Here is a 23,126-nt window from a genome sequence, read left to right on the forward strand (position 1 = left end):
GAGAAGTCAATGCACACGGCGAAACAAACTGATGGGCCGTCAGTTCCTGTCAACAGCGGGAACTGACGGCCCAGTTGAGCCCGTGGGGGGAATTCTCAGGGGAACCCTGGGGGGACTTCTCAGTCGAACACGAACGGACCCGGCGACTGCGGTCCGGTGGCGGTACACGTCACGGCGATCCCGAAGATGGTCATCTGCAACGAGCCGCCGTACGCCTCCAGGCTGTCGCCGGAGGCCACGGTCCCGTCGAGCGGACCGACGGTGACGGCGTCGCCGGTCGCCATGGCCGGGTTCTTCGTCCCGCTGAAGACGGTGGTGCCACCGCTCGCGTTCTCGAACGTGAAGGTGGAAGAGATGGAGTCGGCGGACAGGGCCAGCGGAGCGGTGATGGAGGAGGTGATGGTGACCGTGGCCGCGGTGCCGTCCTGCGTGGCGGTGAGCGTGGCCGCGCCGCCGCCGAAGATGCCGCAGTCCGCGGTGATCGTCGCCGTCTGGGGAGTGACGGCGAGCGCACTGGGCGCGAACGCCAGCGAGGCGGCCGCGAGGACCCCCGTCACCAGTGCCGCACCCGTTCCGATTCGCTTGCTTCTCAGCTTGCCTTTCATGGGTCTGGTTCCCTTCCCGTGTCTGGGAATGCCATGTGGGGATGGACGGGAGAAACACCTCAGAACCACTCCCGAGCGCGGTGCGGTGCGCCACGAGAGCAGGAATCTGACGGTCCGTCGGAAACTACGGTTCCATTGATGCGCGAGAGACGGGGGGAGAGCAAGGGCGAAATCCGGACGGGTTACTTCCGGACAGGGCGAGCACCTTTCGGCACAGGTCGGCAAATGTCAGCCCGTCCGGCGTTTGAGGACGAGGCCCCTTCAGGGCCGATCGGGGGTCTGGGGGCGGAGCCCCCAGCACCACCTCAGCCCCCACTCACCTCAGCCCGCAGCCACCGTCAGACGGACAACCCCGTCCAGCCCAGCCACCAACACCGGCGTCCCCGCCCCACCCAAATCCCGTACAGCCGCCAGATCCTCCGCAGCCACAGACTCCGCCGCCGTCACCACCGCCGCCGCCTCCAAGGACTTCGCCCCTGACGCCACAGCCATGGCCACAGCCGTCTGCAACGCGCTCAGCTTCAGCGAGGTAAGGGCAACCGTCCCGGCGACATAAGTCCGCCCCGTCTCATCCCGCACGGCCGCGCCTTCCGGCACACCATTACGGGCCCGAGCCGAACGGGCCAGGGTGACGATCTTGCGGTCCTCGGGATCAAGCGCGCTGCTGTCGGTCATGACCAGAGCATACGAAGAGCGAGGACGAGGACCGACAAGGACCCTCACCCCGCCACGGGGTACATCGCCCCGCGCCGCCCCTCCGGCGAGGCCAGCCACTCCAGCTTCGCCACCGTGTTCGCCTCGTCCAACGGAGTGTGCAGCACGATGGTGAGATCGGGCCGCGCCGGCACCTTCAACGCCGTCGACTCCACGCACAGCAGACCGACCAGCGGATGCTCCAGCTCCTTGCGGACCACCCCCGCGTCCAGGATGTCCCGCCGCGCCCACAACTCACCGAACTCCGGGCTCAGCGAGGTCAGTTCGGCCAGGATCGCCTGCAGCCCCTCGTCGTCGGGCCGATCCGCGCACGCCGCCCGGAACTGCGCGACCACCATCCGCGCGTTCCGCTCCCAGCTCTGCGAACGGGCCCGGTAGAGCGGATCCGTGAAGAAGTCGACGAGACAGTTCTGCGTGTTCTCGGGCCGCATACCGAGCACCCAGCCCGCCGCGTCGTTGTACATCACGCAGTTGTAGTACCGGTCCATGATGTGCGCCGGAAACGGCACCCACGCGTCGATCAGCCGCCGCATCCCCTCGCACCCGTGATCGGCCGCGGGCTCCGCCGCCGGCGGATTCAGCCCGGCCAGCACATACAGATGCCGCCGCTCGACGTTGCTGAGCCGCAGCACCCGCGCGACGGAGTCGAGGACCTGCGGCGACACGGAGATGTCCCGCCCCTGCTCCAGCCACTGGTACCAGGACGCGCCCACGCCCGCGAGCACGGCGACCTCTTCGCGCCGCAGCCCCGGCGTACGCCGCCGCGCCCCGCCGTCCGGCAGCCCCGCCTCGGCCGGCGAGACCCGGGCCCGGCGGCTCATCAGGAACTCGCGCAGTTCGCTCAGCCGACGACTCTTCAGGGCATCCTCAGCCACGTACACATCCCCCTAGTGCTCACCGGTCATGCCGCTGCCTGGTGGTGCCACCACCAGCACAACTTCCGGCTCCCCACGCCTATTCCGACGGCCGGAAGCTCAGCTCATGGCGACCGACACCACAACCACCGGCACCCACACACCACCGGGCATCCCCCACCTCTCGACCCGCGACAAACTCGTCCTCTTCGTCCTCTGCGCGGCCCAGTTCATGGTCGCCCTGGACTTCTCCGTCCTCAACGTGGCCCTGCCCACCCTCGGCGCCGACCTCGGCATGAGCCAGTCCGGACTCCAGTGGGCGGTCACCGCGTTCGCCCTCCCGTCCGGCGGCTTCCTGCTCCTCTTCGGCCGCATCGGCGACCTCTACGGCCGCCGCCGACTGTTCCTCACCGGCCTGACCCTGTTCGGCGCGGCCTCCCTGCTGGCGACCTTCGCCTGGGACCCGGCGTCGTTCCTGACGGGCCGGGCGCTGCAAGGCCTCGGCGCGGCGACCATCGTCCCCACCGGCATGTCCCTCCTCACCACCACGTTCCCCGAGGGCCCGGCCCGCGACCGCGCGCTCGGCATCTCCGGCACCCTGCTCTCGCTCGGCTTCACCGTCGGCATGGTGGCCGGCGGTGTCCTGACCGACGCGTTCGGCTGGCGCTCGACGATGGCCCTGCTCACCCTGTTCGCGGTGATCGTCCTGCCCCTGGCCCCCGCCCTGCTCCCCGAGTCCCGCACCCCGGACCGCCCGCGCCTGGACGTCCCCGGCGCGCTCACGGTCACCGCGGGCCTCCTGTCCCTGATCTATGCCCTCTCCACAGCGGCCGACCAAGGCTTCGCCCACACGGACGTGATCACGACCCTCGTCGCGGGCGTCCTGCTCCTCACGACCTTCGCGTACGTCGAGTCACGCACGACGCACCCCCTGGTCTCCCTCCCCATGCTGCGCCGCCGCACGGTGGCGTGGGGCAACCTGGGCGGCCTGGTCACCTTCTCGATGATGTCGACGGTGGTCTTCGTCCTGACCCTGTACCTCCAGGAGATCCTGCACCTGTCGTCCTTCGAGACGGGCCTGGTCTTCGGCGTGCAGGGCATCCTCTCGGCGGTGGCCGGCGTCTACGCCCCGAAGGTCATCGGCCGCATCGGCGCCCGCAGCACCCTGATCGCCTCCCTCACCGGCCAGGCGACTCTGACGGCCGCCCTCCTGACCCTGAACACCCACACCTGGTCGGTCTGGGTGGCCACGGTCGCCGTCTCCCTGGCGAGCATGTGCCACCTGGGCGCGATCATCTCCTACGGCCTCACCGTCACCTCGGGCGTCCCCGACGAGGAACAGGGCCTGGCCACCGGCCTGGTGACCTCCACCCAGCAGATCGGCATCACCATCGGCATTCCGCTCCTGGGCGTCCTCGCCACCACGTCCGGCGACCTGATGGCGGGGGTCCACACGGTGGTCGGCATCGACGCGGCGATCGCGCTCGGGGCGGCGGTGCTGGTGGCCGTAGGACTGCGGTCTCGGCGGCCGGACTCAGGGGCGGTCGAGGCGGAGGCGTTCGGCGCGCGGTAGTCCGGCGACGACCAGGTCGTACGAGTCCTCCACCAGCTCCCGGACCAATTGGTCCGGGAGTCCGCCGTCCACCGTCACCGTGTTCCAGTGCCGCTTGTTCATGTGGTATCCGGGGATGATCAGCCCCTCGTACTCCTCCCGGAGTCGGATCGCGTCCTCCGGGTCGCACTTGAGGTTGACCGTGAGGGGGCGGCCGTCAAGGCGGGTCAGGGCGAAGAGCTTGCCCAGGACCTTGAAGACGGACGTGTCCGGGTTGAACGGGAAGTCCTCCACCGTCGCGTTGAACGACAGGCAGAACGCGCGCAGTTCCTCGGGGCTCACTCCGGCTTCGTCTCCTCCTCGGCCGGGCCGTCCGGATCCACCGGCTCGACCAGCACCGTCACGATCTTGTTCCGGCGGCCGGCCGAGGCCTCCGCCGTCAGGCGTAGTTCGCGGCCGTCCGGCAGTTCTACGACCGAGGAGGCACCGGCGATCGGGACGCGGCCCAGCGCCTTCGCCAACAGCCCGCCGACCGTCTCCACGTCCTCGTCGTCGTAGGCCTCGAAGCCGTACAGCTCGCCCAGGTCGCCGATGTCGAGACGGGCGGTGACCCGGTAGCGGTCGTCGCCCAGCTCCTCCACCGGAGGCAGTTCCCGGTCGTACTCGTCGGTGATCTCGCCGACGATCTCCTCCAGGATGTCCTCGATGGTGACGATGCCGGCCGTGCCGCCGTACTCGTCGATGACGACGGCGACGTGATTGCGCTCCTGCTGCATCTCGCGCAGCAGATCACCGGCGTTCTTCGTGTCCGGCACGAAGGTCGCGGGCCGCATGGCCGTCGAGACCAGCTCGGACTCGGCGTCGCGGCTGATGTGCGTCTTGCGGACCAGGTCCTTGAGATACACGATGCCGACGATGTCGTCCTCGCTCTCCCCGGTCACCGGGATCCGCGAGAAACCGGAGCGGAGCGCGAGGGTGAGGGCCTGACGGATCGTCTTGTACCGCTCGATGACGACGAGATCGGTCCTCGGCACCATCACTTCACGCACGAGCGTGTCACCGAGTTCGAAGACCGAGTGCACCATGCGGCGCTCCTCGTCCTCGATCAGCGACTCCTTCTCGGCGAGGTCCACCAGCGCGCGCAGCTCGGCCTCGGACGCGAACGGGCCGCGCCGGAAGCCCTTTCCGGGGGTGAGCGCGTTGCCGATGAGGATCAGCAGATACGGGATCGGGCCCATGATCCGTGCGAGCGGCAGCAGCACGTACGCCGCCGCCGTGGCCGTGTTCAGCGGATGCTGGCGCCCGATCGTGCGCGGGGAGACCCCCACCGCGACGTACGACACGAGGACCATGACGCCGATCGCGGCGAGCAGCGCGGGCGCGGTGCCATGGATCACGTGCAGGCACTCGTAGGTGACGAGCGCGGCGGCGGCCATCTCGCAGGCCACGCGCACCAGCAGCGCGACGTTGAGATAGCGGGTCGGGTCGGCGGCGACCTGCGCGAGCTTGGCACTGCCGCGCCGACCGGACCGTACGGCCTCCTCGGCGCGGAAGCTGGAGACGCGCGCGAGGCCCGCCTCCGCGCAGGCGGCGAGCCAGGCGACAACGACAAGGGCGATGGCCCCGACGACGATCTGAGGACTCATGAGATGAGGTGACCCGGCGCCCTAGGAGACCGTCGGAGCCGGGGAGGGGCCGGTGTGGCCCTTCTCCGCGCGCCAGCCGTCCACGATGGCGGCCTGGAGACCGAACATCTCGGCCTTCTCGTCCGGCTCCTCGTGGTCGTAGCCGAGGAGGTGCAACACACCGTGGACGGTCAGGAGTTGGAGCTCCTCGTCCATGGTGTGCTGCGTCTCGGCCTCGGCCCCCTGCTTGGTGGCGACCTCCGGGCACAGCACGATGTCACCGAGGAGCCCCTGCGGAGGCTCCTCGTCGTCCTTGCTCGGCGGCCGCAGCTCGTCCATCGGGAAGGACATGACATCGGTCGGCCCGGGCAGGTCCATCCACTGGATGTGGAGCTGCTCCATGGCGTTCTCGTCCACGACGATCACCGAGAGCTCGGAGAGCGGGTGGATGCGCATCCGCGCGAGGGCGTAGCGGGCGATGTCGAGGATCGCCTGCTCGTCGACCTCGGTTCCGGACTCGTTGTTAACGTCGATCGACATGGTCGTGCTGATCTACTTCCGCTTGTCACGGGCACCCTTGTGGGTGCCGTTCTCCGTACCGTTCTCGCTGTCGTACTTCTCGTACGCGTCGACGATACGGCCGACCAGCTTGTGCCGTACGACGTCCGCCGACGACAGGCGGGAGAAGTGCACGTCGTCGACGCCCTCCAGGATGTCCTGCACCTGCCGCAGCCCCGACTTCGTGCCACTCGGCAGGTCGACCTGCGTCACGTCACCGGTGATCACGATCTTCGACTCGAAACCGAGCCGGGTGAGGAACATCTTCATCTGCTCGGGGCTCGTGTTCTGAGCCTCGTCCAGGATGATGAAGGCGTCATTCAGGGTGCGGCCCCTCATGTATGCCAGCGGTGCCACCTCGATCGTGCCCGCCGCCATCAGCTTCGGGATGGACTCCGGGTCGAGCATGTCGTGCAGGGCGTCGTACAGGGGGCGCAGGTACGGGTCGATCTTTTCGTAGAGGGTGCCCGGGAGGAAGCCCAGGCGCTCGCCCGCCTCTACCGCAGGGCGGGTCAGGATGATCCTGCTGACCTGCTTGGCCTGGAGGGCCTGGACCGCCTTGGCCATGGCGAGGTAGGTCTTGCCGGTGCCGGCGGGGCCGATGCCGAAGACGATCGTGTTCTTGTCGATCGCGTCGACGTACCGCTTCTGGTTGAGAGTCTTGGGGCGGATCGTGCGGCCTCGCGAGGACAGGATGTTCTGGGTGAGCACCTCGGCCGGTGTCTCCTCGGGACCATCCCCGTTCTCACTCGCCCGCAGCATGGCGATCGAGCGTTCCACTGCGTCCTCCGTCATCGGCTGCCCCGTGCGCAGCACCAGCATCATCTCGTCGAACAGGCGCTGGACGAGGGCGACTTGGCGGGCGTCGCCGACCGCGCTGATCTCATTGCCCCGGACGTGGATGTCGGCCGCCGGGAAGGCCTTCTCGATCACGCGCAGGAGGGCGTCTCCGGACCCCAGGACGGTGACCATCGGATGCTGGGCGGGGACGGTGAACCGTGCCTTCGCCTGCTCCTGCGCGGGGCTGTGAGCTGTGGGTGTCTGAGTCATGGGCCGGCTCTGTAGGCCTTGCTCGTCCTCCTCGAAAAGACTCGCCCGCCACAAGGGCGGCCTGGTGATTCCAGGGTACGCCGGGCCACTGACAACGCCGTAGGGCTTTTCGGTGACCGTCGGGCCACGAAATCCGAACCCGTCCTGCCTTGCTCCGGGAGCCTGTGCGGCGCAGGGGAGGCGCGTGGGGTGACGCCGTGAGCCCTGTTCGCGCCCCCTCGCTTGTACGGACAATGTGCTGTGTCCGCCAAGTAAGCCTTGCAGGGAAAGCAGGTCGGCCGCTGTGCTCGTGCGTCTGCCCCGGTCCGTGTCCGAAGCACAGTCGTGCCTGACCGAGGGGGCGGTGCCCGTCGGAGGGGCGACCCTGGTCTGGGCCGGCTGGCAACGGGACGGTTTCCCCGAGCAGGCGGTGTCCCTGCGGGAGCTGCCCGAGGCGAAGGTGATCGGGGACGGGACGCTGGGCTCGGCCGTACTGCTGCACGAGATAGACGAGCGGGTGCCGGAGGTGCTGCGGCGGGCCGCGTCGGGCGTGGGCACCGGGGCCGTGCGCCGGACCGCGACCGTCGGCGGCAACATCGTCGGCAGCACGCTGCGCTGTCTGCTCCCCGCCGCGCTGGTGCTGGACGCCCACGCGGTCGTCCTGGAACCGGACGGTCCCGTCGAGACCGACCTCGCCGAACTGCTCGCGAAGCGGCCCCTGCTGCTGAGTCTGCACTGGCGCGAGCCGGTGGCCAGCGGCTATCGCAAGCTGACCGACCAGCTGCGGGGCGAGGTCCCCTTCGTGGTCGCGGCGGCCGTGGGAGCGGCCGAGGGGGCGGACGCGCCCGTCCTGCGGGTCGCCGTGCGCGACGGCTACGACGTGCTCAGCGAGACCGTCCCGTACGACACGGACACGGGCCGGGTGCTGCGCGCCCTGGCGCTGACGCCGCTCGGCACGTTGCCCGAGGGGGTCTTCGAGGCCGTACGGAACGTGGTGGGTGGTGTGGTGGAGCGGGCGGGGGATCACTGAGGAGGTCGGTGCGACGACTGAGCAGGAACGTTCACCCTGGCCGGCTGCCGGGCGGCCCGGTGGTGAATGTCCGACCGCACAACACGTGCCCGGCCCTCACATCTACGTAGACCTGCCGAACCCGATCGTCGGCACCGCCCGTCGCAGCGGCCACGGGCTGTCGCCGCCCGGCTCCTCCTCGGGTACGAGGCCCGCCAGGAACGCGTACCGGCGCAGGGCCGTCGGGTCCTGGCCCTCGACCGACTGCACCTTGCGCCACCAGGCGCCGATCTCGGACCAGCCGGGTGCGGAGAGGGAGCCGCCGAACTCCTGGACGGAGAGGGCGGCGGTGAGGCCGGCGAAGGCGAGGCGGTCGGCGAGGGGCCAGCCGGCCAGGGTGCCGGTGACGAAACCGGCGACGAAGACGTCGCCCGCGCCGGTGGGGTCGAGGGCCTCGACGGCGATCGCCGGGACCTCTGCCGACTCCCCCGTGCGCCGGTCCACCGCGTACGCGCCGTCCGCGCCGAGGGTGACGACCGCAAGGGGTACGTGTTCGGTGAGCGCGTGGGCGGCGGCGCGGGGGCAGTCGGCGCCGGTGTAGCGCATGGCTTCCTCGGCGTTCGGCAGGAACGCCTCGCAGTGCGCGAGGTCGGCGAGTCCGGCGAGGTCCCAGGCGCCGGTGTCGTCCCAGCCGACGTCGGCGAAGATCCGGGTGCCCTCGCTCGCGGCCTGGGCGACCCAGGGGGCCTGCTTGCCCGGGGTGAGGGAGGCGACGGCGGCACGCGCGCGTGGCGGGCAGTCGGGGGCGCCGCCCTGCCCGAACACGACCTCCGGGGGCGGCTCGTGGCCGTGGGACACCATCGTCCGTTCGCCCTCGTACGCCATCGACACGGTGACCGGTGAGTGCCAGCCGGGGACCGTGCGGGAGGTGGAGAGGTCGATGCCCTCGCCCTGCTGCAACGCGTCCCAGCAGTACTCGCCGTAGTGGTCGTCGCCGAAGGCCGCGGCGAGGGAGGTGCGCAGGCCGAGGCGGGCCAGCGCGGTCGCCATGTTGGCGACGCCGCCGGGGCTCGATCCCATCCCCCGTGCCCAGGACTCGGTGCCGCGCACTGGGGCGGATTCGAGCCCGGTGAAGATGATGTCGAGGAAGACGGTGCCGATGAGGTACACGTCCCAGGGCGGATCGTCCGCCGCGCGCAGCCCGGCCAGCGGGTCGACCCCGCAGGACGGCCTTTCGCCGGGGGACGACGGTCCCTTTCCGGTGGACGCGTTGGACGCGGTCACGGTGCGCTCCCTGACGTGATACGGATCAGGCCAGTGTGCACCACCACGCGCGCGTGGGGGCGGCTCCCGCTCCGGGACCACCCGCCACACCGGTGTCGGGCAACCGCAGGTCCGGGCTCTACGGTGTCTGCCGCCCCCGGTGACGGCCCGGGCACCGGTCCCGCACCGGGCGCGTCCGGATCCGGCCGCTACCAGCGCGGCATCGACGGCGTCACCCACTCCGGGTCGGTGATCCGCATCGCCGCCGCGTCGTCGCGCTCGCGCAGCGCGCCGTCGTCGTCGAGCCACCGCCGGTGCAGGAACTCCAGCTTGGCGCGGTCGAGTTCGACGCCCAGGCCGGGTGCGTCGGAGACGGTGACCTTGGCGTCGGTGAAGGTGAGGCGCTCGGTGAGGACGTCCTCGGACTGCCAGGGGTAGTGGGAGTCGCAGGCGTGGTGAAGGTTGGGGACGGTCGACGCGACGTGGGTCATCGCGGCGAGGCTGATGCCGAGGTGGGTGTTGGAGTGCATGGAGATGCCGACGCCGAACGTGCGGCAGATCGCGGCCAGTTGCTGGGTGTTGCGCAGTCCGCCCCAGTAGTGGTGGTCGGAGAGCACCACCTGTACGGCGTCGCGCGTGAACGCCTCCTTGATCTCGGCGAACGTCGTCACGCACATGTTGGTGGCGAGCGGCACGTCGGTCCCGGCGGACACCTCGGCCATCGCGGGGGTGCCCAGCGCCGGGTCCTCCAGGTATTCGAGGACGTCCCCCAGCTCCTTCGCCACCTTCAGCGAAGTCTCCACGGACCAGGCGCCGTTGGGGTCGAGGCGCAGGGGGTGGTCGGGGAAGGCCGCCGCCAACGCCCGTACGGCGGCGATCTCCTCGTCCGGCGGGAAGACCCCGCCCTTGAGCTTGAAGGAGGTGAAGCCGTACCGCTCCTTGAACTTCCGTGCCTGCTCGACGACTCCGGCCGGGTCGATCGCGGCACCCCAGTCGTCCTTCTCGCTCGCGACGCCCTCGGGGTGGTCGGCCCACTTGTAGAACAGGTACGCGCTGTACTCGACGGCGTCCCTCACCTTGCCCCCGAGCAGGGCGTGTACGGGCAACCCTAGCGACTTGCCGAGGGCGTCGAGGCAGGCGACCTCGAAGGCGGAGACGACGGACAGGCGCAGCTTGTCGGCGGTCTGGACCCCGCGCAGCCCGCCGACGTCGACCTGCCCGGAGACCCGGGAACTGTCGACGGCCACCTCGTCGGCGACGACGAACAGGCCGTTCAGGTCGGAGACTTGACGACCGATCAGTTTCTCGGCGTACGGCCGGGCCAGTTCCAGGTACTTGGTGTCGCCGTAGGTCTCGCCGAGGCCGGTGATGCCGTCGGCGGTCTCGATCTCGACGATCAGGCGGGGGGTGTAGGGCTGGTGGACGCCCTGGGTGTTGAGGAGGGGCGGGTCGGCGACCAGGATCGGGGTCAGGCGGACGTCGGCGATGGTGAGGTTCACAGCGCGGCTCCTACGAGGTCGAGTCCGGTGGTGAGCAGGGTCGTGAGCTCGGCGAGGTCGGCGGCCGAGGGGTCGGTGAGCGGGGCGCGCACGGGTCCCACCGGCTGGCCGCGCAGCCGGGCCGCCGCCTTGACGAGGGACACGGCGTATCCCGGTACGCGGTCGCGGAGTTCGACGAGCGGGACGTAGAAGTCGCGCAGCAGCTTCTCGATCGTCTTGTCGTCGCCGTCCCTGTCGTGCAGCGCGGTGAAGAAGGCGTTCGCGATCTCGGGGGCGAAGGCGTGGACGGCGGAGGAGTAGGCGGGGACGCCGACCGTGGCGTAGGCGCGGGCCTGGATCTCGGCGGTCGAGGCGCCGTTGAAGAAGAGGAAGCCCTCGGGGGCGGCGAGCGTGAGGCGTTGCAGGCGGTCGAGGTCGCTGTGGCCGTCCTTGAGGCCGATGACGCCGGGGATCTCCGCGATCCGCCTCAACGAGCTTGCGGTGAAGGCGACTTGGCCGCGCTGGTAGGCGATGAGCGGGAGCCGGGTACGGGCGGCGAGTTGCTCAAGCTGGGCCACCAGGCCGTCCTGCGGGGCGGCGACGAGGTAGTGCGGGAGGACGAGCAGCGCGTCGGCGCCGGCCTCCTCGGCGATGCGGGCGAAACGGGCGGCCTGCGCCCAGCCGTAGCCGACACCGGCGACGACGGGGACGCGGCCGGCCGCCTCCTCGACGGCGACGGTGACGACCGTGCGGTACTCGTCCTCGTCCAGCGAGAAGAACTCGCCGGTGCCGCAGGCGGGGAACACGGCGCCGGGGGCGGTGGCGATCCGGGCCGCGACATGGGTGCGGAAGCCGGCGGGGTCGAGGGAGCCGTCGTCATGGAAGGAGGTCAGCGGGAAGGAGAGCACGCCGCCCGCCATCCCGTCCCGGAGCCTGCGCACCACGGTCTCCGTGTCGCCGTTCACTGCCATCTCCCTATGTAGACGCTATCCACGTATGAAGACAGAGATTAGATACGCGAACCGTGACCGTCAATGGGGCGGCTGCTCCTTCGACCCCGCTCGCTACGATCGGCGCATGTCAGAGCCCGGTGGCGTCCGTGAGGTGAAGTCCGCCGCCCGTACGGTCGAGCTGCTCGAACTGCTCGCCGCGCGCGGTGACCGTCCCGCGCGTCTCCAGGAACTCGCCGACGAGCTGGGCGTGCCGCGCAGCTCCATGTACGCCCTCCTCCAGACCCTGATCGCGCACGGCTGGGTCCGCACGGACATCACCGGTTCGCTCTACGGCATCGGCATCCACGCCCTGCTCACCGGCACGACCTATCTGGACTCCGACCCGCGCGTGCGGGTCGTACGGCCGTATCTCGACGAGGCGTCCCAGGCGTTGGGCGAGACGATCCACATGGGGCGGCTGGACGGGCGGGACGTGGCGTATCTGGCTACGCGGGAGTCCCACGAGTACCTCCGGACGATCAGCAGGGTGGGGCGACGGTTGCCGGCGCATGTCGGTGCGCTGGGGAAGGCGCTGCTGGCCGAGCGGTCGGATGCGGAGTTGCCCTCCGGGCCGTACGAGGCGGCTACGGCCAACACCCATACGTCCCGGGAGGCGTTGGCCGCGGACCTCGCGGGGGTGCGGGCGCGGGGCTACTCGGTGGACCGTGAGGAGGGGGTTCTCGGGATCGTCGGTTTTGGCTTCGCCCTGCGGTACGACAACCCGCCGCTGGATGCGATCAGTTGCTCGGTGCCGGTGGCTCGGCTTACGCCGGAGCACGAGGGGGAGATCGTGGCGGTGATGCGGGAGGTCCGGGCGAAGATCGAGAGTGCGTCGGCTGCGGCCGGTGGAGCGGTGCACTGGCGGTAGTGGGCGCGCCTCCTGGGGGCTGCGCCCCCAGACCCCGCTTCGGCCCTGAAGGGGCCTCGTCCTCAAACGCCGGACGGGCTGAATATTGCGGGCCCGTGTTGAGAGGTTGCAGGACAGGCTGAGTATTGCCGGCCTGCGCCGAGAAGCACCGAAGCGGGCTTGGTATAGCCGACCTGGGCAAAGAGGCGCCGTGCAGACCGAACAACGCCCCCGGCACCCCAAATTGGGCCCTCGTTTACCCGACTCCCCCACCCCCAAACGGAACGTGCCCCAGATCACACCCCCCGCCCTTCTTTCGTGAACCGCGTGCTTGATACAAATTGGCCGCGCGTTCCTGTCCGTCGACGGTCGTCGCCCAATCCCCCTTTTTTGAGCCGCTTCTTTCGCATGCCCTGGGAACGCCCGTGTTCGCCCGCAGCACCACCACGCCCTGGCCCCTCGTTGCCCTTTTCACGGCCGGGTATCTAGCCCCCTATCTCCTCCCCACCACCGTCGGCAGACTCGACGCGGGACTGCCGCTGTCCGCCACGCAGGCCGGTGCCGTCGGCAGTGCGCTGCTGCTGAGTTCGGCGGCGGCGGGGTTTCTGCTCGCGTCGCGCGTCGACCGGGTCGGGCCGCGCACGCTCGCGCGGATCGGCCTTGCGCTGGCCGTTCTCGGGTACGGCTCGGCCGCCCTCACCCACGCCGTCCCCGCGGTGATCTCGGGTGCGGTGGTCGGCGGCTTCGGATCGGGTACGGCCACCACGGTCGCCGCGTCCGGGATCGCCGCCGAACGGGACCCTCATCGCGCGTCCACGCTCGGCCTGTTGTGCGTGTCGGCGCTCGCGGGTGCCGTCTATCTGACGGTTCCGCATCTCGGCGCGGGCCACGGCCAGCCGCTCGCCGCGATCGCCCTCACCGCACTCGCCGTATGGCCACTGACCGGCCGCCTTCCGGTCCGTACGGCGCGGGAGCACACGCGCGTGGAGACCGCCGGACTCCCCCACCGCCGCGCCGGCCTGGTCCTCGCCGGCACCCTGCTCTGCTGGTCCCTCGCCCAGAACTCCCTCTGGGGCGTCAGCGGCCGCATCGGCATCAACCAGGCCCACCTCTCCGAGGTCACCGTCGGCGCGGTCTTCGCGATCGCGCTCGGTACCGGTCTGGTCGGCGTGATCGGCGCGGGCACGCTCGGGTCCCGGCTGGGGCGCGCGGTGCCGATCGGCGCGGGGACGGCGCTCATCGCGGGCTGCATCGTGCTCAGCGCGTCCGCGCACGACCTGAGGACGTTCGCGACCGGCGAGATCGCCTGGAACACCCTCTACCCGATCGTCCTCTCCTACGTCCTCGGCCTCGCCGCTTCCCTTGATCCGCGCGGGCGTTGGGCCGTCCTCGTCGGCTCGGCCTCGTCACTGGGTACGGCGGCGGGCCCCCTGGCGGGCAGCGTGCTGTCGGCGCGGGCCGGGTTCCCGGCGATGGGCGCGATCCTCGCGGTCGGGCTGGTCGTGATCGCCGTACCGATGACCGGGGTCGCCCTCCAGACCGGCGGCCGGCTCCTGGTGCCGGGCACGGTCCGGCGGCGCGGAGGCACCCCGGCCACCGTCATCGCCTCGTCGACCGGCTCCCCCGAGCAACCGGTCGTCGAGATCCCGCTGGACACCCCGGCCGTCCCGGCCCAGGGCGCCTACGACACGGCGGGCCCCCGGCAGGCGGCCACGGCGACCGGCGGCTGACCAGCACATCGACACAGGCCCAAGCCCAACCCCCCAGGGGCGCGGGGAACTGCGCGACCAGCCCCCACCGGCCCGCAGGTCACCAACTACCTACGAGAACTCGTACGCCTCCACCTCGGCCAGATAACGACCCCGCCGCTCCTCGTCATCCTCCAAGAAGGACGCGACGAAGGAGTTCCGGGCCAGTTCACGCAGCCGCTCCTCGGTCAGGCCCAGCGCCGAGCGGACCGCGTCGAAGTTGTCGCCCGCATAACCCCCGAAGTAGGCCGGGTCATCGGAGTTGACCGTGCAGAGCAGCCCCGCGTCCAGCATCTCCGGAAGCGGGTGCTCGGCAAGAACGTCCACCGCGCGCAACCGGACGTTCGACAGGGGGCAGAGCGTCAGCGGGATCCGGTCCCGCACCAACCGCGCCACCAGCTCCTCGTCCTCCATGCACCGCAGCCCGTGGTCGATTCGCTCGACCCCCAGAACGTCCAGCGCCTCGGTGATGTAGGCCGGCGGGCCTTCCTCACCGGCGTGGGCGACCCGTCGTAGACCCAGCGCGGCGGCGGCCTCGTACACCTCGCGGAACTTCACCGGCGGGTGGCCGACCTCGGCCGAGTCGAGGCCGATGCCGGTGATGCGGTCGAGGTACGGCTTCGCGGCCTCCAGGGTCCGCAGCGCCGAGTCGGCGGACTCGTCGCGCAGGAAGCAGAGGATCAGCCGGGTCGAGATGCCGTGGTTCGTCTCGCTGCTGCCCAGCGCCCGCCACAGGCCTTCCACCACCGTGCCCATGTCCACGCCCCGGGCGATGTGCGCCTGCGGGTCGAAGAAGATCTCCGCGTGCCGGACGCCCTGCGCGGCGGCGCGGGCGAGATAGGCGTTGGCGAGGTCCTCGAAGTCCCGCTCGGTGCGCAGGACGGCCATCAGCTCGTAGTAGAGGTTCAGGAAGGTCTGGAGGTCCTCGAAGAGGTACGCCTTCCGGAGTTCCTCGGTGTCCGCGTACGGCAGCTCGACGCCGTTGCGGGCCGCGAGCGCGAAGGCCAGCTCGGGCTCCAGGGTGCCTTCGATGTGCAGGTGCAGTTCGGCTTTGGGAATGGGCATCGAAGTATCGTACGGGTGTTTTACCGCCGTTTCGGAACCGGCACCCTGAGTAGATCGTGCGCCACGGTCAGCTCCCCCTCGAACCCCGCCGCCCGCGCCTGCCGCTCGAACTCCTCCGGCTCGGAGTAACGCTGGCTGAAGTGGGTCAGAACCAGGTGCCGTACGCCCGCCTCCTGCGCCACCCTCGCCGCCTGCCCGGCCGTCAAGTGGCCATGGTCCACGGCCAGTTGCTCGTCCTCGTCCAGGAACGTCGACTCGATCGCCAGCAGGTCGCAGCCCTCCGCCAGCGCCTCCACCCCCGCGCACAGGCGGGTGTCCATGACGAACGCGAAACGCTGGCCCCGCCGTACCTCACTGACCTCGTCGAGCGAGACACCGTCGACCGTTCCCTCGCGCTGGATGCGGCCCACGTCCGGGCCCTTGATGCCGTACGCGGCGAGGCGGTCGGGGAGCATGCGGCGGCCGTCGGGTTCGGTGAGGCGGTAGCCGTAGGACTCGACGGGGTGGGAGAGCTTGTGGGTCTCCAGGGTGTAGGTGGGGGTGGTGGCGAGTACGCCGTCCTCCGACACCGGGGACTCCGTGATGCCCACCGTCTCGCGGTACGCCGTCGCGTAGCGCAGGCGGTCGAAAAAGTGCCGGCCCGAGCGTGGATAGTGCGCCGTGATCTCGTGCGGGACGCGGTCCAGGTTGATGCGCTGGATGACGCCCGCGAGGCCGAGGGAGTGGTCGCCGTGGAAGTGGGTGACGCAGATCCGGTTCAAGTCGTGCGCGGCCACCCCGGCGCGCAGCATCTGGCGCTGGGTGCCCTCGCCGGGGTCGAAGAGGATGCCCTCGCCGTCCCAGCGGAGGAGGTAGCCGTTGTGGTTGCGGTGTCGGGTGGGGACCTGGCTGGCCGTGCCGAGGATCACCAATTCGCGTACGGACATGGCGAGTTACCCGGGCGGCCACTGCATGCCGCGGCCGCCCATGACGTGGGCGTGGGCGTGGAAGACGGTCTGGCCCACGCCGCTGCCGGTGTTGAAGATCACGCGGTAGCTGTCGAGCTTCTCGTCCGTTGCGACCTCGCCTGCCTCGCGGAGTACGTCTGCGGCGATCGTCGGTTCGGCAGCTGCGAGGGCGGCGGCGTCGGGGTAGTGAACCCTCGGGATGACCAGGACGTGGGTCGGGGCCTGGGGGTTGATGTCCCGGAACGCGACGGTGGTGGGTGTCTCTCGGATGATCGTCGCGGGGATGTGGCCTGCGACGATCTTGCAGAACAGGCAGTCGTCCTGCGGGGCCCCTGACATGTGGGTTTCCTCCGAGGCTGGGGGTGATTTACGCGGGCATCGTATCGTCGTTGGGTGCGGGTGAGTGGGGGCTGGTCGCGCCCACGCAGCGGAGCTGCAAATCGATACAGCCCCGCGCCCCTAGGTGGGCAAGGTCGGGGGTGTTTTCGCGGGAACGGTCTCCAGTGACTCCAACGCCAAGCGGATCGCCTCGTCCAGCTGCACATCGCGGTCCGCCGCATAATCCTGAGGCCGCTGCACCACCTCCACGTCCGGATCCACCCCGTGGTTCTCCACCCCCCACCCATAACCCTCAAGCCAGAACGCGTACTTGGGCTGCGTGATCAGCGTGCCGTCCACCAACCGATACCTGCTGTCGATGCCGATCACCCCGCCCCACGTACGCGTGCCGACCACCGGTCCGATGCCCAGCGCCTTGATCGCCGCGTTGACGATGTCGCCGTCGGAGCCGGAGAACTCGTTCGCTACGGCGACCACGGGGCCGCGGGGTGCGTCCTCGGGGTAGCTGTACGGGCGCATGCCTCGGGGGACGTCCCAGCCGACGATGCGGCGGGCGAGCTTCTCCACGACCAGCTGGGACGTGTGGCCGCCGCGGTTCTCGCGGACGTCGACGACCAGGCCCTCTCGCGCCACCTCCACGCGCAGGTCACGGTGGATCTGGGCCCAGCCGGGGGCCTGCATGTCGGGGACGTGGAGGTAGCCGAGGCGGCCGCCGGACTTCTCGTGGACGTAGGCGCGGCGGTCGGCGACCCAGGCGTGGTAGTAGAGCGGTTCCTCGTTCGCCAGGGGGACGACGACCGCGTGCCTCGGGTCGCCGCCGCCCGCCGGGGAGATGGTCAGTTCGATCGGTTTGCCCGCCGTGCCGACGAGCAAGGGGGCAGGGCCCGTCACCGGGTCCACGGGCTGGCCCGCCACCGCGAGGATCGCGTCGCCCGCGCGGACCGCTACCCCTGGGGCGGCCAGGGGGGCGCGGGCGTGCGGGTCGGAGGTCTCCGACGGCAGGATGCGGTCGATGCGCCAACTGCCGTCCTCGTGACGGGAGATGTCCGCGCCGAGCAGGCCCTGGCGTTCGCCGTGGCCGTGGCCGCCGCGTGGGGTGACGTAGGCGTGCGAGGTGCCGAGTTCGCCTTGTACCTCCCAGAGGAGGTCGACCAGGTCGTCGTGGGTCGCGACGCGGTCGAGGATCGGGCGGTAGCGGTCCAGGACTCCGGTCCAGTCGACGCCGCTCATGTCCTCGCGCCAGAAGTTGTCGCGCATGATGCGGCCGGTCTCGTCGAACATCTGGCGCCACTCGGCGGCCGGGTCGACGGTCTGGCGGATGCGGGACAGGTCGACGTTGATGTTCGTGTCGCTGTCGTCGTCGTCCGAGCCGGAGGCGCGGCGGTCGCTCGGGACGACCCGCAGTTTGTGGTCGGTCCAGAGGAGGACTCGCTTGCCGTCGCCGCTGACCTCGAAGTGGTCGGCGTCTCCGGCGAGGTGCTCGATGCGCTGCTGGGCGAGGTCGTAGCGCTCCAACTCCGTTTTGGGGTCCGGGTCTTCGGGGGTCGCGCGGGTGGCGCCGAGGACTCCCTGGACCGGGTGGTGCAGCCACAGGACGCCGTCCTTGGCGGCGCGGAGGTTGGAGTAGCGGCCGGCCTCCACCGGGAACGGGACGATGCGGTCGGCGAGGCCGTCGAGGTCGACGCGGGTGGTCGGGCGGCCCTCGCTGTCGGGGGTCTCGTCCTTGTCGGGGGTCTCGAAGGGGCGGCCGTGCCGCTGCGGGCCGAAGGGGGACGGGGTCGTCGCGGCGAGGGTGATCAGGTGCGGGCGGTCGCCGACCACGAAGGCGAGGTCGAAGACGTACTCGTCGTAGACCGGGTCGAAGGAGCGGGTGGAGAGGAACACCAGGTGCTTGCCGTCGAGGGTGAAGGCGGGGGCGTAGTCCTGGAAGCGGAGCGGGGTGGCCTCGGTGACCGTCAGGTCTGTGGTGTTGGCGAGCTTGAGCTGGCGGAGGGGGCGTGGGCCCGGGTGTGACCAGGCCAGCCAGGTCGAGTCCGGGGAGAAGGACAGGCCCGACGCGTCGCCGTGCTCGCTGCGGTCGACCTCGCGGACCTCGCCGGTCTCGCGCTCTACGAGGAGTACGCGGCCGTCGTGCGACGCCACGGCGACCCTGCTGCCGTCGGGGGCCACGGTGAGGGCGAGGACGCGGCCGAGTTGTCCGGCGGCGATTCGGCGCGGGGTGGCGCCGGGGGCGAGGCCGGTGGCGGGGGCGAACTCCAGGGCGTCGTCGCCCTCGGCGTCCGTCACCCACACCACCCATTCCTCGCCGTCCACGCGGAAGGTGCGGGGCAGCCGGGTCCGGACGCCGGGAGTGGCGGCGAGCGCGCGGGCGGGGCCGGAGCGGTGGGTGACCCAGTGGACGGCGCCGCGCACGGCGACCGCGCTGCCGCGCGCGGTGTGGTCGGGCGACGCGGAGCCGAACCAGCGGGACGCGGCCACGGGATACGGCTGCTGGTCGGCGCGCTGGCCGCCGAGCCGGAGGTCGAGGCGGCGCGGTTCGGCGCCGTCCAGGTCGTCCAGGAGCCAGAGTTCACCGGCGGAGGAGTAGACGATCCGGGTGCCGTCACCGGACGCGTGCCGGGCGTAGAAGCCGTCGAGGGGGGTGTGGCGGCGGAGGTCCGCGCCGTCCGCGAGGGAGGAGTAGAGCGCGCCGGTGCCCTCGTGGTCGGAGAGGAACGCGATCCGGTCCCCCGCCCACACCGGGTACTCGATGTTGCCGTCCAACTCCTCGTGCAGGCGCGTGAATTCGCCGTCGCCGTCGCGGTCGATCCACAACTTGCCCGCCGTGCCACCCCGGTAGCGCTTCCACCAGGCCGCCTCGCGGCCCATCGGCGCGGAGAGGAGGACCGTGCCCGGTTCACCGATGGCCACGTCGCCGACCCAGCCGTACGGGAGGGTCGTCGCCGGTCCGCCGTCGAGCGGGAGCGAACGGGCCCAGCTGCGGCGGAGGTTGGCCTGGCCGTGGGTGGTGATCACCAGGACCTCGCCGTCCTCCGTCCAGCCGCGTACCTGGGTGCGTGAACTGCCCCAGTACGTCAGGCGTTTGGCGGGTCCGCCGTCGACCGGGGCGATGTGCACCTCGGGGGCGCCGTCGCGGGTGGAGGTCCAGGCGACGGTCGTGCCGTCGGGCGAGATGCGGGGGTGGGTCACCGGCACGTTCTCCGCGCTGACCCGCCAGGCCCGGCCGCCGCCGTCCAGGGACGCCAGCCACACGTCGTCCTCGGCGGTGAAGGCGACCAACTCGCCGTGCAGGTGCGGGAAGCGGAGATAGGCCTGGGCTGCGGACGCTGAGGGCTGAGTCACCTGATCAGGTTATGCATCGGCACTGTCCGCCGACAGCCCTTTGGATCACTTGCCTTCGACAGGCCAGCAGGTCGGGTCGCCCTTGCACCAGATCGTCTTGGTGACCGTGACGGTCGGTCCGGGGCCGTAGGTCAGCGTCGGATTCGGGTTGTTCACGGACGACGGCGTCGCCGCGTTGCAGTCCCCGAGCCCCGTCACGTGGAAGACCTGTTTGCCGGCGACCTTGCCGACCAGGTCGCCGCGCACACACGCGCCGTCGACGGCCCGGGTGACCTTGCCGGTGACGGTGATGTCCCGGTTGTCACTGGTCTGCCCCTGGCAGTCGACGCTGACGACCGTGGTCTCGGTCGGCGAGGGCGTCTTCCCGGGCGTGTAGGCCTTGTTGTTGCTGCCGTAGTTGCCCGTGCAGGTCAGCCAGCGCACGCTGACGTGGTCCCGCTTGAGCTCCGCGGTCGCCGTCTTGTCGGTCGTGTACGCGACGGTCGCCGCGCTGAGATCACCGGGCTGGCACGCGACGGCCCCGCCCACGGACACCACCGCGAGCCCCGCCACAGCGGCGACCCGCCGCCCGCGCGGCCGACTCCAGTTCCGTCTCAACACCCCCATGCACGGCAGCCTGCCACCGTCAGGGCGCACACGGAAGAGCGCATACGGCCACCTGTGCGCCGGGGGCGCAATCACCCGGCGCACATCCCTCAGCCGCGCAGCAGCAGCCACTCCTGAAGCTCCACCACATTGCCCTCGGGGTCCTTGAGATGCGCGACCCGCATCCGGTCCGTCATCGGCGCGGGCCCGTGCAGCAACTCCGCGCCCCGGGCGGTGATCTGCCCGCAGAACCCGTCCAGGTCGTCGACGCGCAGCACCACGAGCGAGCGGTGCCCGGTCGCCAAGTCCCCCAGTTCGCCGAGGACTTGGGCCATCATCGCCCGGTCCTGGAGCGCGATCCCGGCGGACCCGATCGCGGGGCTGAACTTCTCGTACGGTCCCTCGGCCGCCCCCGACTGGGGCTTCAGGCCGAGGACGTCGGCGTAGAAGTGGTAGCAGGCGGTGAAGTCGGTGACGAGAAGGCGTACTTGGGCGAGTTCCACGGCGATCCCCCCTGGTTCAGGACCAGCGTCCGGTACGGCCCAGGAGCAGGGCGGTCGCCGCGGTCCCGGCCGTCGATGTACGCAGCACGCTACGCCCGAGGCGGTAGGCCTTCGCGCCCGCGTCCTCGAAGAGCGCCAACTCCTCGGGGGAGACGCCTCCTTCGGGGCCCACGACCAGCACGATCTCGCCCTCTGTGGGGAGTTCGGCGGTGGCGAGGGGCTCGCTGCCGTAGTCGCGGTCCTCGTGGAGGACGGCGGCGAAGTCGGCTTTGGCCAGAAGTGCCGCAACCTGTTTGCTCGTTGCCGCGTCCGCGACCTCCGGGAAGCGCAGCCGGCGGGACTGCTTGCCGGCCTCGCGTGCGGTGGCCCGCCACTTCGCGAGGGCCTTGAGGCCCCGGTCGCCCTTCCACTGCGTGATGCAACGGGAGGCCGCCCAGGGGACGATCGCGTCGACGCCGGTCTCGGTCATCGTCTCGACGGCCAGTTCACCGCGGTCGCCCTTGGGGAGGGCCTGGACGACGGTGATGCGGGGCGCGGGCTCCGACTCGACCGGGAAATCGTGGAGTTCGACGATCAGGCGGTCCTTGCCCTCGGCCCTGAGGACGACACCGGAGGCGCCCCGGCCCTGTCCGTCCGTGAGGACGACGTCCTCGCCGGGCTGCAGCCTTCGTACGGAAACGGCGTGCCGTCCCTCGGGGCCGGCCACCTCGGCGACGGAGCCGGGGGTCGCACCCTCCAGGGACTCGACGACGAACACCGGCGCGGTCATCGGAGGCCGCCCCCGGTCGACAACGCTGTCCGGGCTGCCGCCAGTTCGGCGACCAGGACCTCGACCAGCTGTCCCGCGGGCAGTTCGCGGGCCATGCGGTGGCCCTGGCCCGCCCACAGCGCCATGCCCTGCGGATCGCCGGACGCGGCGGCCTGCTTGCGGAGCGGGGAGGTGAGGTGGTGGATCTCCGGGTACGCGGCGGGGGCGTAGGGGCCGTGCTCGCGCATGAAGCGGTTGACCAGGCCGCGGGCCGGGCGGCCGGAGAAGGCGCGGGTCAACTCGGTGCGCGTGAACAGGGGGTTGGTGAGCGCCTGCTTGTGCAGGACGTTCGCGCCGGACTCGGGGGTGGCGAGGAACGCCGTGCCGAGCTGGGCCGCGCTCGCGCCCGCCGCGAGGGCCGCGGCGATCTGGCTGCCGCGCATCAGACCACCGGCCGCGACGATCGGGAGGTTCACGGTCTCGCGGATCTGGGCGACGAGGGAGAGCAGGCCGACACCGGCCCCGTCGTTCTCCGGGAGGTCGCGGTGGGTGCCCTGGTGGCCGCCGGCCTCGACGCCCTGCGCGATCACCGCGTCGGCACCGGCCCGCTCGACGGCGAGGGCCTCCTCGGCGGTGGTGGCGGTGACGAGGGTGAAGGTGCCGGCCCGGCGCAGCGAGTCCAGCACCTCGGGCGTCGGGACGCCGAAGTGGAAGGAGGCCACCGGCACCGGGTTGTCGAGCAGCACGGACAGCTTGGCGTCGTAACCGTCCTCACGGCCGCTGTCCGGGTCGCCGAGCTCCGTGTCGTACCACTGGGCCTCGCCGGCGAGCTGGTGGGCGTAGACGTCGACGGCGGCCTTGTCCGCGTACTCCGGCTGCGGCATGAAGAGGTTCACGCCGAAGGGGCGGGCCGTCAGGCTCCGCAACTGCTTGATCTCCTGGTACATGCCGTCGGCCGTTTTGTACCCGGCGGCGAGGAATCCCAGCCCGCCGGCCTCGGCCACGGCGGCCGCGAGGCGCGGGACGGAGACACCGCCCGCCATCGGGGCCTGCACGATCGGATGAGGGAAGAGATCGGTCAGTGCGGAGGACATGACGGCATGTTGTCACGTCCTTTGAACAAGTCCGAATCCGGCCTTGGCGCTGGCACATGCCAGTACTTTCAGCCGGTCCGGCACCGAGGAGGGGGTGGGGGGGGGGGGGGGGGGGGGGGCCCCCCCCCCCCCCGCGCCGCCGGCGGGGGGGGGGGGGGGGGGCCCCCCGCCCCCCGCCCCGCCCCCCCCGGGGGGGCCCCCCCCGCCCCCCCCCCCGGCCCCCCGCGCC

The 23,126-nt window shown here is 71.0% G+C and carries 22 protein-coding genes; 4 read left to right on the forward strand and 18 right to left on the reverse strand.

Translation table 11 applies throughout. The annotated features are described in order from the left end of the window. Positions 1-119: 119 nt before the first annotated feature. From ACIBK4_RS42715 to ACIBK4_RS42725, 3 genes are all read right to left on the reverse strand, one after another. The gene (locus tag ACIBK4_RS42715; protein WP_366434822.1) at positions 120-605 is read right to left on the reverse strand and encodes a hypothetical protein; all 486 of its coding nucleotides are present in this window, start codon (positions 603-605) and stop codon (positions 120-122) included. A 321-nt stretch (positions 606-926) separates the two neighbouring features. Further along, positions 927-1,280 (reverse strand): cytidine deaminase, encoded by a 354-nt coding sequence (locus ACIBK4_RS42720; RefSeq protein WP_399004197.1) that lies wholly within the window; start codon positions 1,278-1,280, stop codon positions 927-929. Between the two features lie 44 nt (positions 1,281-1,324). After that, positions 1,325-2,140, reverse strand: a complete 816-nt coding sequence (locus ACIBK4_RS42725) for a helix-turn-helix transcriptional regulator (protein WP_399004260.1) — start codon at positions 2,138-2,140, stop codon at positions 1,325-1,327. Between the two features lie 160 nt (positions 2,141-2,300). On the opposite strand from ACIBK4_RS42725, the gene ACIBK4_RS42730 reads away from it, so the two are divergent. Then, on the forward strand, positions 2,301-3,746 hold the full coding sequence (locus ACIBK4_RS42730) for an MFS transporter (RefSeq protein WP_399004199.1): 1,446 nt from the start codon (positions 2,301-2,303) through the stop codon (positions 3,744-3,746). Here ACIBK4_RS42730 and ACIBK4_RS42735 read toward each other — a convergent pair. From ACIBK4_RS42735 to ACIBK4_RS42750, 4 genes are read right to left on the reverse strand one after another with little or no spacing between them, the layout of a single operon-like run. Continuing rightward, positions 3,708-4,067, reverse strand: coding sequence for an MmcQ/YjbR family DNA-binding protein (locus ACIBK4_RS42735; RefSeq protein ID WP_399004201.1), 360 nt, complete (start codon positions 4,065-4,067; stop codon positions 3,708-3,710). The genes ACIBK4_RS42730 and ACIBK4_RS42735 overlap by 39 nt on opposite strands. Beyond that, the gene (locus ACIBK4_RS42740; RefSeq protein WP_033285960.1) at positions 4,064-5,371 is read right to left on the reverse strand and encodes a hemolysin family protein; all 1,308 of its coding nucleotides are present in this window, start codon (positions 5,369-5,371) and stop codon (positions 4,064-4,066) included. Before ACIBK4_RS42740 ends, ACIBK4_RS42735 begins: the two co-directional genes overlap by 4 nt. A gap of 21 nt (positions 5,372-5,392) precedes the next feature. Further along, positions 5,393-5,890, reverse strand: a complete 498-nt coding sequence (gene ybeY, locus ACIBK4_RS42745; RefSeq protein WP_019064210.1) for an rRNA maturation RNase YbeY — start codon at positions 5,888-5,890, stop codon at positions 5,393-5,395. Positions 5,891-5,902: 12 nt separating this feature from the next. Continuing rightward, on the reverse strand, positions 5,903-6,958 hold the full coding sequence (locus ACIBK4_RS42750) for a PhoH family protein (protein WP_399004204.1): 1,056 nt from the start codon (positions 6,956-6,958) through the stop codon (positions 5,903-5,905). A gap of 283 nt (positions 6,959-7,241) precedes the next feature. On the opposite strand from ACIBK4_RS42750, the gene ACIBK4_RS42755 reads away from it, so the two are divergent. Further along, positions 7,242-7,967 (forward strand): FAD binding domain-containing protein, encoded by a 726-nt coding sequence (locus ACIBK4_RS42755; RefSeq protein ID WP_399004206.1) that lies wholly within the window; start codon positions 7,242-7,244, stop codon positions 7,965-7,967. Positions 7,968-8,069: 102 nt separating this feature from the next. Here the strand turns inward: ACIBK4_RS42755 and ACIBK4_RS42760 are convergent, their stop codons facing one another. The 3 genes from ACIBK4_RS42760 to ACIBK4_RS42770 form a co-directional block, all read right to left on the reverse strand. Next, the gene (locus tag ACIBK4_RS42760; protein WP_399004208.1) at positions 8,070-9,230 is read right to left on the reverse strand and encodes a carbohydrate kinase family protein; all 1,161 of its coding nucleotides are present in this window, start codon (positions 9,228-9,230) and stop codon (positions 8,070-8,072) included. 188 nt (positions 9,231-9,418) lie between these two features. After that, complete coding sequence (locus ACIBK4_RS42765) at positions 9,419-10,708, reverse strand: glucarate dehydratase family protein (RefSeq protein ID WP_399004210.1); 1,290 nt, start codon at positions 10,706-10,708, stop codon at positions 9,419-9,421. After that, positions 10,705-11,607, reverse strand: coding sequence for a 5-dehydro-4-deoxyglucarate dehydratase (locus tag ACIBK4_RS42770; RefSeq protein WP_399004262.1), 903 nt, complete (start codon positions 11,605-11,607; stop codon positions 10,705-10,707). Before ACIBK4_RS42770 ends, ACIBK4_RS42765 begins: the two co-directional genes overlap by 4 nt. Before the next feature lie 157 nt (positions 11,608-11,764). Between ACIBK4_RS42770 and ACIBK4_RS42775 the strand changes: the two genes are divergently transcribed. Together ACIBK4_RS42775 and ACIBK4_RS42780 are read left to right on the forward strand one after the other, a co-directional pair. After that, complete coding sequence (locus ACIBK4_RS42775) at positions 11,765-12,547, forward strand: IclR family transcriptional regulator (protein ID WP_399004213.1); 783 nt, start codon at positions 11,765-11,767, stop codon at positions 12,545-12,547. Positions 12,548-12,951: 404 nt separating this feature from the next. Beyond that, the gene (locus tag ACIBK4_RS42780; RefSeq protein WP_399004215.1) at positions 12,952-14,256 is read left to right on the forward strand and encodes an MFS transporter; all 1,305 of its coding nucleotides are present in this window, start codon (positions 12,952-12,954) and stop codon (positions 14,254-14,256) included. A gap of 90 nt (positions 14,257-14,346) precedes the next feature. On the opposite strand, the gene ACIBK4_RS42785 is transcribed toward ACIBK4_RS42780, so the two are convergent. The 8 genes from ACIBK4_RS42785 to ACIBK4_RS42820 all read right to left on the reverse strand — a co-directional run bounded on the left by ACIBK4_RS42785 (position 14,347) and on the right by ACIBK4_RS42820 (position 22,897). Further along, complete coding sequence (locus ACIBK4_RS42785) at positions 14,347-15,339, reverse strand: adenosine deaminase (protein WP_399004216.1); 993 nt, start codon at positions 15,337-15,339, stop codon at positions 14,347-14,349. 20 nt (positions 15,340-15,359) lie between these two features. Further along, complete coding sequence (locus tag ACIBK4_RS42790) at positions 15,360-16,265, reverse strand: ribonuclease Z (protein WP_399004218.1); 906 nt, start codon at positions 16,263-16,265, stop codon at positions 15,360-15,362. 6 nt (positions 16,266-16,271) lie between these two features. Then, positions 16,272-16,625 (reverse strand): histidine triad nucleotide-binding protein, encoded by a 354-nt coding sequence (locus ACIBK4_RS42795; protein WP_399004220.1) that lies wholly within the window; start codon positions 16,623-16,625, stop codon positions 16,272-16,274. Between the two features lie 120 nt (positions 16,626-16,745). Further along, positions 16,746-19,967, reverse strand: coding sequence for a S41 family peptidase (locus tag ACIBK4_RS42800; RefSeq protein ID WP_399004222.1), 3,222 nt, complete (start codon positions 19,965-19,967; stop codon positions 16,746-16,748). A gap of 45 nt (positions 19,968-20,012) precedes the next feature. Then, positions 20,013-20,573 carry a hypothetical protein gene (locus ACIBK4_RS42805; protein WP_399004223.1) on the reverse strand — a complete coding sequence of 187 codons (561 nt, stop codon included), beginning with the start codon at positions 20,571-20,573 and terminating at the stop codon, positions 20,013-20,015. Between the two features lie 89 nt (positions 20,574-20,662). Continuing rightward, the gene (locus ACIBK4_RS42810; RefSeq protein WP_399004225.1) at positions 20,663-21,055 is read right to left on the reverse strand and encodes a VOC family protein; all 393 of its coding nucleotides are present in this window, start codon (positions 21,053-21,055) and stop codon (positions 20,663-20,665) included. A gap of 16 nt (positions 21,056-21,071) precedes the next feature. Continuing rightward, positions 21,072-21,824 (reverse strand): 16S rRNA (uracil(1498)-N(3))-methyltransferase, encoded by a 753-nt coding sequence (locus ACIBK4_RS42815; RefSeq protein ID WP_399004227.1) that lies wholly within the window; start codon positions 21,822-21,824, stop codon positions 21,072-21,074. Beyond that, entirely contained in the window at positions 21,821-22,897 is a 1,077-nt protein-coding gene (locus ACIBK4_RS42820) for a nitronate monooxygenase (protein WP_399004229.1), read from the reverse strand. Before ACIBK4_RS42820 ends, ACIBK4_RS42815 begins: the two co-directional genes overlap by 4 nt. Positions 22,898-23,126 lie beyond the last annotated feature (229 nt).

The organism is Streptomyces sp. NPDC050528, assembly GCF_044457795.1.
Taxonomy (GTDB): Bacteria; Actinomycetota; Actinomycetes; order Streptomycetales; family Streptomycetaceae; genus Streptomyces.